The 8,659-nt window shown below is 62.6% G+C and carries 6 protein-coding genes and 1 rRNA gene; 4 read left to right on the forward strand and 3 right to left on the reverse strand.

Going from position 1 to position 8,659, the window contains the following annotated elements; translation table 11 throughout:
* Positions 1–136: 136 nt before the first annotated feature.
* Together VEK15_30605 and VEK15_30610 are read right to left on the reverse strand one after the other, a co-directional pair.
* Complete coding sequence (locus tag VEK15_30605) at positions 137–3,340, reverse strand: sialidase (GenBank protein HXV65085.1); 3,204 nt, start codon at positions 3,338–3,340, stop codon at positions 137–139.
* Between the two features lie 34 nt (positions 3,341–3,374).
* Positions 3,375–4,142 carry a glycosyltransferase family 2 protein gene (locus tag VEK15_30610; protein ID HXV65086.1) on the reverse strand — a complete coding sequence of 256 codons (768 nt, stop codon included), beginning with the start codon at positions 4,140–4,142 and terminating at the stop codon, positions 3,375–3,377.
* Positions 4,143–4,163: 21 nt separating this feature from the next.
* On the opposite strand from VEK15_30610, the gene purM reads away from it, so the two are divergent.
* The 3 genes from purM to tyrS are packed head-to-tail and all read left to right on the forward strand — an operon-like array spanning position 4,164 to position 6,951.
* Positions 4,164–5,165 (forward strand): phosphoribosylformylglycinamidine cyclo-ligase, encoded by a 1,002-nt coding sequence (gene purM, locus VEK15_30615; GenBank protein HXV65087.1) that lies wholly within the window; start codon positions 4,164–4,166, stop codon positions 5,163–5,165.
* Positions 5,162–5,794, forward strand: a complete 633-nt coding sequence (gene purN / locus VEK15_30620; GenBank protein HXV65088.1) for a phosphoribosylglycinamide formyltransferase — start codon at positions 5,162–5,164, stop codon at positions 5,792–5,794. Before purM ends, purN begins: the two co-directional genes overlap by 4 nt.
* A complete protein-coding gene (gene tyrS, locus VEK15_30625) occupies positions 5,764–6,951 on the forward strand; it encodes a tyrosine--tRNA ligase (protein HXV65089.1) in 1,188 nt (395 codons plus the stop codon). Before purN ends, tyrS begins: the two co-directional genes overlap by 31 nt.
* 16 nt (positions 6,952–6,967) lie before the next feature.
* On the opposite strand, the gene VEK15_30630 is transcribed toward tyrS, so the two are convergent.
* On the reverse strand, positions 6,968–7,645 hold the full coding sequence (locus VEK15_30630; GenBank protein HXV65090.1) for an SIMPL domain-containing protein: 678 nt from the start codon (positions 7,643–7,645) through the stop codon (positions 6,968–6,970).
* 217 nt (positions 7,646–7,862) lie between these two features.
* On the opposite strand from VEK15_30630, the gene VEK15_30635 reads away from it, so the two are divergent.
* Positions 7,863–8,659, forward strand: a 16S ribosomal RNA gene (locus VEK15_30635); the annotation flags it as partial.

Below are 8,659 nucleotides of genomic sequence, written 5' to 3' on the forward strand. Positions count from 1 at the left end.
TCGCATCTCCTTACGTTTCAATGGGCTAGTAAGGCAGCCTCACCAATTCCTCGCCGACGGCTGAGCGGTGGAGCTTCGACGAATCGCGGGAAAGCCTTCCGCCAGGCGTGGATGAATCCTTCGCGTCGCGACAACGCTACTCACCTCCGGTGACGATGGTCGGCAGACCCCGCTCTTCGAGCGTGCGGTTGAAGGCGGGAAGCTCGTTCTCGAGCAGCCCGTCGAGCTCCTGCTGGTAAGCGGACAGCCTTCCTTTGAGCACCTCGTGGACCTCGTGGTGCTGGTCGGCGGGCCGGAAGTCGGCCACCGCGACCGCGCTGGCGAGATAGGAAAGGTGTCCGGCGAGCATCGTGGGCCACCGCACGCGGTCCTGGCCCGTGCCGGTGAGTTTGAGCTGATAAAGCTTTTCCTCGAGGGCGATCAGTGTTCCGTTCAGCTCTTCGGCAGCCGAAAGGATCACATCGACTCCATCCTCGCCGAACGCGGTCGCGACGGCGGAGACGTCGTCGAGCTGCTTTCGGATCCATTCGATGCGGTTGATGGACTCGGCGGTAACGTTCAAGTCGTTTCGCAAGGCCTCGAGCATCTCCGTTTGAAGGCGGATGTCCTCCTCGGTGCCTTCGGAGTGAGGGTCTTTCAGAACTCGCAGCGGCTGTGTTTGCTCGCCGTCGCCCACCTGGAGCGCGACGGTGTACGAGCCGGGTGGCTGAAGAATCGAGATCCGGCCCACCGCGGCGGCGCGAAAGCCCTCGTTCCCCATTTCCACCCAGTCGGCATAAAGGGGTTTGGTCCGGAGCTTGATTTCCGTAGAGGGCTCACCTTCCAGGTCCCAGACGACGCGGTTGATCCCCGTCTTCTTCGTTCCGTCGAGCGTTCGAACCGTCTCGCCACCCGCGTTGCGAACGTGGACCTTGACGTCGCCCTCGGGCTCGGACTCGAGCCAATAGTTGATGATGGCGCCATAGGGCGGATCTTCGCCCGCCGAGGGATCGTCGAACATCGTCATCGGCGAGGTAATCGGCCGGAAGCGGTACGCGTCGCGCGGCGCGAAGAGGTGTGCCGCGGACTGTCGGACGTCGGACGTGAGTTGTTGAAGAGGTGTGATGTCATCGAGTATCCAGAAGCCTCGGCCGTAGGTGCCGATGACGAGATCGTTGAAATGCTCCTGCACGACGATCCAGTACATGGGTGCGGGGGGGAGGTTTTGCTGAAACGAGCGCCAGCTCGCCCCATCGTCGAAAGAGACGTAGAGGGCGTTCTCGGTGCCGAGATAGAGGAGGCCCGGCCGTACGGGATCTTCGCGAACGTTGCGCACGTAGCCCAACGGCGCGCCTCCGATCCCATTCGTGATCTTCGTCCAGCTCTGGCCATAGTCCTCGGTCTTGTAGACGAAGGCGTCGAAGTTACCGACCTGATGGAAGTCGATGCTCACGTAGGCCTTTCCCGCGTCCCACTTCGAGGCGTCGATGTTCCGAACCGTGCCGAGGGGCGGAAGACCGGGCAGGTTCGAGGTCACGTTCGTCCAGCTGGCGCCTCCATCGCGGCTCAGGTGGACCAGGCCGTCGTTCGTGCCGACCCAGTACAAACCTCGCTGTAAGGGAGATTCGTCGAATGCATAGATGACGCAGCAATACTCGACCCCGATGTTATCGGGCGTGAGTCCTCCCGATATCCCCTGTTTCGACTTGTCGTTCGTCGTGAGGTCGGGGCTTACCACGTCCCAGCTCTGGCCTCCGTTCGTCGTACGGTGAACGTGCTGGCTCGTGACGAAGACCGTGTTCGCGTCGTGCACGGAGACATGGACGGGAAAAGTCCACTGGAAGCGGTACCTGAGATCGGCCGCGGGCCATCCGCCCGTGCTCTCGGGCCAGACCTCGACCTGACGAAACTGCCTCGTGCTCTCGCGGTAGCGGACCACGATACCGCCCCGGGCGCCCGCTCCCGAGGCGCTCGACCAGATGACGTCGGCGTCCGTGGGATCGGGCGTGGCGAACCCGCTCTCGCCCCCACCTACCGAGTGCCACATTCCTCGGGTGATTCCGGTCGAGCCGAAGCCCGACCCGGTGCGTGAGTTGGAAGGCCCGCGGAACGAGGGTCCGTCCTGGCGGTTGCCGTAGACGTTGTAAGGAACCTGGTTGTCCACCGTGACGTGGTACATCTGAGCGACGGGAAGCTGAACCTTGAGCCACGACTTGCCGCGATTCTCGGAAATGGAAACACCGCCGTCGTGGGCCACTGCCATTCGGTCGCCGTTTCGAGGGTCGATCCACATGTCGTGATGATCCCACCCGGGCGCGGGAAAACCGGAGCCTGACCGGCTCGCCGTCTCGTGGCTTTGTCCCCCATCGAGACTTCGGCTGTAGGCAGCCGCCAGGAAGTAGACCTCGTCGGGGTCGTCGGTGGAAACGGCGCACCGTGAGTAATAGGCGCTGCGGCCCGCCAGATCGCGATTGTGGCTCGCGAGCTTCCAGTTCTTTCCACCATCGTCCGAACGCCAGAGCTCGCCGCTCTCCGTCTCCTCGCCGTGCCAGGGCACGCCGTCGCCGGTCTCGATGAGCGCGTAGATGCGTTTCGAGTCACGAGGCGTCATGCACAAGGCGATCTTTCCCACCGGCAGCTTGGGAAGCCCGTTCCCCTCGAGCCGCGTCCAGGTGTCCCCGCCATCGCGCGACAGATGAATTCCGCTTCCGGGACCGCCGCTTTCGCGCCCCCAGGTGCGGATCTCGATCTGCCACATGCCGGCCACGAGGATGCGCGGGTTTCCGGGATCCATCACCAGATCGGAAGCGCCGGTGTTCTCGTCGACGAAGAGAACCCGGCTCCAGGTCTCGCCGCCATCGGTGGTTCGGTAGACGCCGCGCTCCTGCTGCGGACTGTAGCCGTGGCCGAGCGCCGCCGCATAGACGACATCCGGGTTGGTGGGATGGACGATCATGCGCCCGATGCGGCCGGTTCCTTGGAGCCCCATGTGCCGCCAGGTCGTCCCCCCGTCGGTCGACTTGAAGACGCCGTTTCCGATCGAGACGTTCGAACGAATGAACGTCTCGCCCGTTCCCGCCCAAACGATGCTCGGATCCGAGGGCGAGACGGCGAGAGCGCCGATCGAGTGCACTGGCTGATCGTCGAAAACCGGCGTCCACGTAAGCCCGGCATCTTCCGTCTTCCAGACGCCTCCACTGGCTGCCCCGGCGTAGTAGGTAGTCTCGTCGCCGGGAATACCGGCCACCGAGATGGTCCGGTTGCCTACCGGGCCGATGTGACGAAACTGGAGCTGGTCGAGCTCCTGGGCGGCGACGGCCGTCGGCAGAACGACGAGCCAGGCGAAAAACCACTTCCACATGAGGGCACCTCGTTTCATCATTGAAAGCCAGAATCTATTGCTCGCGCTCACGCTTGGCAAGCTCGATGAGCTTCGCGTACTTGCTGAAAGAATAGAGAGCGCCGAGAAAAGCGAGAATGACGCCCTTCTTCCCTTCGAGGATTCCCGCCTTGAGAACGAGGTCGCGAAGCACCGAGAGCGGCACGATGAGTAGGAGATGGAGAAGGCCGACTCGTTTTCCCTCGCGAAACCACTCCTCGGCCACGATCGTCGCATAGTCGTCGTTCTTGCGAATTCGGTGGGAGATCGATTCACTCGTGTAGTGGCGGATCTCGCCCCGGAGCCGCGCGACCGGACCTTCGACGAGGATACGCTCATGAACCAAATGGTTCGTGACGCGCCCTTTCCCGCGCCGGAAGAGGCGGTCGACGTAGGAAGGACGGGAGTGGCCGAAGCGCACGCGCTCCCCGCAGAAATAGTTCACGCGCTTCATGCGATAGCCCGCAGGAATCCCGTCCTTCGACTCCAGGGCCCGCTGGATCTCCTGGCCGAGCTCGGCATCGACCACCTCGTCGGCATCGAGCACGAGGACCCAGTCCCCGCTCGCCTGTTGGACCGCGAAGCTCTTCTGGTGGCCGTAGCCCTTCCAATCGGATTGCAGGATGACTTTCGCCCCGAGCGCTTGGGCGACTTCCCGGGTCCCGTCGGTGGAGCCCGAATCCACGACGAGAATTTCATCGGCCCATGAGACGGCGCCGAGGGTGTCGGGGAGAAGGTGGGCCGCGTTTCGCGTGATGAGTACCACGCTGAGCGTCGCGGGCATGCGCTCTATAATAGCCGAGCCATGGACTACCGATCGGCGGGCGTGGACATCGACGCCGCGACGAAGGCGCTCTCGAAGGTGCGAGAGCACGCGCGCTCGACCTATCGCCCGGGCGTTCTTTCCGACATCGGAAGTTTCGGGGGGCTCTTCCGACTCGATAGCGATCGATACAGGAAGCCGGTTCTGGTGGCGAGCACGGATGGAGTGGGAACGAAGCTGAAGATCGCATTCGCCACCGGCCGCCACGATACCTGCGGATACGATCTGGTGGCGCACTGCGTGAACGATATTCTCGTTCAGGGTGCGCGCCCGCTGTTCTTTCTCGATTACGTGGCCATGGGAAGACTCGATGGTGAGGTCCTGGGGAGCATCGTCTCCGGCATGGCCGAGGCTTGCCGCGAGCACGGCGTCGCACTGCTAGGCGGAGAAACGGCGGAGATGCCGGGCCTCTATGCGCCGGGAGAGTACGATGTCGCAGGCACGATCGTCGGCGTGGTCGAAGAAGACCATATTATCGATGGATCGAGAGTCGCTGTCGGAGACGTTCTGCTCGCGCTCGAATCCTGGGGACTTCACACGAACGGCTACTCGCTCGCACGGAAGATCCTCTTCGAACGAGAAGGCCTCGTTCCCGAAAGCCACGTCGAGGCGCTTCGAGGAAGCGTTGCCGACGTGCTTCTCGCCAAGCATCGCTGTTATATGCCCGAGCTCGAGCCGTTTCTCGATGGTGGCGAGATCCACGCGCTGGCTCACATCACCGGGGGCGGTCTCACCGACAACATCCCCCGCGTGCTGCCGGAAGGCTGCGGCGTGCGCATCGACCTCGGAACCCTGAAGCCTCAGCCGATATTTCGTTACCTCATGGACAAGGGCGGCGTGCCTCAAAAGGAGATGCTGCGGACGTTCAACCTCGGCGTCGGAATGGTGGTCATCGCGGATAAGGCAGGTCTGCCGCTGCCGGGCGCCTGGCCCATCGGTGAAGTCGTCTCCGGGCAGGGCGTCCGCTACGAGGGCTCGATTTGAGAAACCTGGGAGTTCTCATCTCGGGCCGGGGCTCGAACCTCCAGGCGATACTCGCCGCCGTTTCCGAGGGGCGGCTCGAGGCTCGGGTCGGGGTCGTGATCAGCAACGTCGCATCCGCGAGAGGTCTCGAGCGGGCTCGAGCCGCGGGAGTCCCGACGGCGATCGTTTCCCACCGGGATTTTCCCTCGCGCGAGGACTTCGACACCGCCATCGTCGCCGAGCTTCGAGAGCACCACGTCGACCTCGTCTGTCTCGCGGGATTCATGAGGATTCTCTCCCCGGTTCTGGTGAACGCTTTTCCCGAACGCATCCTCAATATCCATCCGTCGCTTCTGCCCTCGTTCCCCGGCCTCGACGCCCAACGTCGAGCGCTCGAGCACGGTGTCAAAGTCTCGGGAGCTTCGGTTCATTTCGTAGACGAGCAGCTCGACCACGGGCCAATCGTACTGCAGCGCGCCGTTCCCGTCTTCGAGGATGACGACGAGCAGGCGCTTGCCGCGCGCATCCTCGAGGAGGAGCACAAGCTCTACCCCGAAGCGATCGCACTGGTGCTCGACGGGCGGGTGCGCATCGAGGGCCGGAGGGCGGTGATCAGAGAATGTCGCTCGACGAACGAATCGCTTATCTGACCAAGGGCGCCGTCGACGTGGTCCGGGTGGAGGACCTGCGCGCCAAGCTCGAACGCTCGGCGAGGACGAAAAAGCCGCTCAGAGTCAAAGTGGGCTTCGACCCCTCGGCTCCCGACATCCATCTCGGCCACACCGTTCTGATGCGGAAGATGAAGCATTTCCAGGACCTCGGCCACGACGTGGTGTTTCTCATCGGCGATTTCACCGCGCTCATCGGTGACCCGACGGGCAAATCGAAGACGAGACCACAGCTCACCCGTGAAGAGATCACCAAGAACGCCGAGACCTACAAGGAGCAGGTCTTCAAGATCCTCGATCCCGCGAAGACCCTCGTCGACTTCAATAGCCGCTGGCTCGGAGCTCTCGGAAGCGAAGGATTCATCAAGCTGGCCTCGCGCTACACCGTGGCCCGAATGCTCGAGCGAGACGATTTCAAGAGGCGGTATCAGGCGGAGCAGCCGATTGCGATCCACGAGTTTCTCTATCCTCTGGCGCAGGCCTACGATTCCGTGGCCCTCGAAGCGGATTTCGAGCTCGGTGGGACGGACCAGCTCTTCAACCTCCTCGTCGGCCGGGACATCATGCGCGAGTACGGCCTCGAGCCCCAGGTGGTGTTGACGACACCTCTGCTCGAGGGAATCGACGGCGTCGAGAAGATGTCGAAGAGCATGGGGAACTACGTCGGCGTGACGGAGCCTCCCGAGGAGATGTTCGGAAAGCTCATGTCCATCTCCGACGAGCTCATGTGGCGGTATTACGAGCTCCTCACCGATCTGAGCCTTCGCGAGATCGAGGGTTTGAAGGCCCGGGACGACCCGATGCGGTCCAAGATGGATCTGGCCCGGCGCATCATCACCGATTTCCATTCGGCCGACGCTGCCGCCGAAGCCCAGCGCCATTTCGACTCGGTGATTCGCAAAAAGGAGATTCCCGACGAGCTCCCCGAGCACCGCGTGGCCGCGGGGAGCTACCTGCTCTCGCAGCTCCTGGTCGAGGGAGGGCTCGCCCCCTCGAAGAATGAAGCGAAACGTTTGATTCGGCAGGGGGCAGTGTCGATCGACGGGGAACGGGCCGCGGAGGATCGAAAGCTCGAGATGGGCGACGAGCTATTACTAAAAGTCGGAAAGCGAAGGTTTCTGAAGCTCGTCCGGAATTAGCGCTCCATCACAGGTTTCATTGCGATATCTCCACGACGAGCGTGACGCTTGCCCGGATCTCGATCGTTCCTGGCTCGACGGGCGTGGTAACGTCCGCCTGAGCCATGGCCATCTCCGACCGAAAAGCCGGCATGGGGCGAACGATGTCCGGCTCCCCTTCGGTGGCGGTAAGGATGCGCACGACGGACACGCCGAGAGCCCCGGCGAGCGTGTCGGCTTTGGCCCGGGCGTCCGCCGCCGCCTGTCTCAGGGCTTCCGATTTCGCCGCATTCTCGTCACGCAAGCTGAACGAGATGTTGTGGATCGTGTTCGATCCCGACGCCGAGGCGAGATCGATCGCCTTGCCCACGGCGTCGAGCGCAAGGTCTTTGATCCGCACGATGTTCGAGGCCACATAGCCGGTGAGAACCGGCTCTTCTCGAGGAGCGGGCCTCCGGTAGTTGGGGCGGAGCGTGTAGCTCAGGGTCTCGAAATCCGCGCCCGGTCCCAGTTCGTCCCTGAGGGCATTCAAGACGCGGTCGAGCTTTGAGGCGTTCTGACTTGCGGCAGCCTGCGCTTCGGGCGCCTCGGTGATGACGCCGACGTCGACCGCCGCGCGCTCGGGCTGAGCCGAGATCACGGCGCGACCCGTGACCACGAGATGCGGTTCCAAAGCGGAAGAGAGTTGAGACAGGACGGTGAGTAGAAAAAGCACGGTGCGATCCTATCGTGAAAACCCCTTGACTTGAAGTGTCTTGTTGTGTAACCTACGCAATTGCCCCAGAGGGGCTTGTTCTTTGAAAACTAGGTAGAGCGAGTCCAAGCCAAGCGAGTTTTTGCTATGGATTGAAGCCTCTTGGGCCGCCAGGCCGAAGGGGTGCTCGGGTTTCGGTGGCGATCGGTCAACGGCCGGTCGACGCCGTAAACACTTTAAACTCGAGAGTTTGATCCTGGCTCAGAATCAACGCTGGCGGCGTGCCTAACACATGCAAGTCGAGCGCGAAAGGGGGCTTCGGCTCCCAAGTAGAGCGGCGGACGGGTGAGTAACACGTGGGTAATTTGCCCTCGGGTGGGGAATAACTCAGGGAAACCTGGGCTAATTCCGCATGACATCGTTTTCTCATAAGGGTTGACGATCAAAGCTGGGGACCCTTCGGGGCCTGGCGCCTGAGGAGAAGCCTGCGGCCAATTAGCTAGTTGGTGAGGTAAGAGCTCACCAAGGCGACGATTGGTAGCCGGCCTGAGAGGGCGGACGGCCACACTGGGACTGAGACACGGCCCAGACTCCTACGGGAGGCAGCAGTGGGGAATTTTTGTCAATGGGGGAAACCCTGAACAAGCAACGCCGCGTGGAGGACGAAGGCCTTCGGGTTGTAAACTCCTGTCGGAGGGGACGAAGGCGATCGAGATCAATACCCTCGGTCGTTGACGGTACCCTACGAGGAAGCCCCGGCTAACTCCGTGCCAGCAGCCGCGGTAATACGGGGGGGGCTAGCGTTGTTCGGAATTACTGGGCGTAAAGGGCGCGTAGGCGGGCGGGCAAGTCTCTCGTGAAAGCCCACGGCTCAACCGTGGAATGGCGGGAGAAACTGCTCGTCTTGAGTCCGGGAGAGGAGAGTGGAATTCCCAGTGTAGCGGTGAAATGCGTAGATATTGGGAGGAACACCGGTGGCGAAGGCGGCTCTCTGGACCGGTACTGACGCTGAGGCGCGAAAGCTAGGGGAGCAAA

It is taken from the genome of Vicinamibacteria bacterium, assembly GCA_035620555.1.
Taxonomy (GTDB): domain Bacteria; phylum Acidobacteriota; class Vicinamibacteria; order Marinacidobacterales; family SMYC01; genus DASPGQ01.

What these genes read in the sequence shown, in the direction of transcription:
- VEK15_30610 (HXV65086.1), bottom strand. Translation starts at nt 4,142, where the DNA reads ATGCCCGCGACGCTCAGCGTGGTACTCATCACGCGAAACGCGGCCCAC.
- purM (HXV65087.1), top strand. Translation starts at nt 4,164, where the DNA reads ATGGACTACCGATCGGCGGGCGTGGACATCGACGCCGCGACGAAGGCG.
- VEK15_30605 (HXV65085.1), bottom strand. Translation starts at nt 3,340, where the DNA reads ATGTGGAAGTGGTTTTTCGCCTGGCTCGTCGTTCTGCCGACGGCCGTC.
- tyrS (HXV65089.1), top strand. Translation starts at nt 5,764, where the DNA reads ATGTCGCTCGACGAACGAATCGCTTATCTGACCAAGGGCGCCGTCGAC.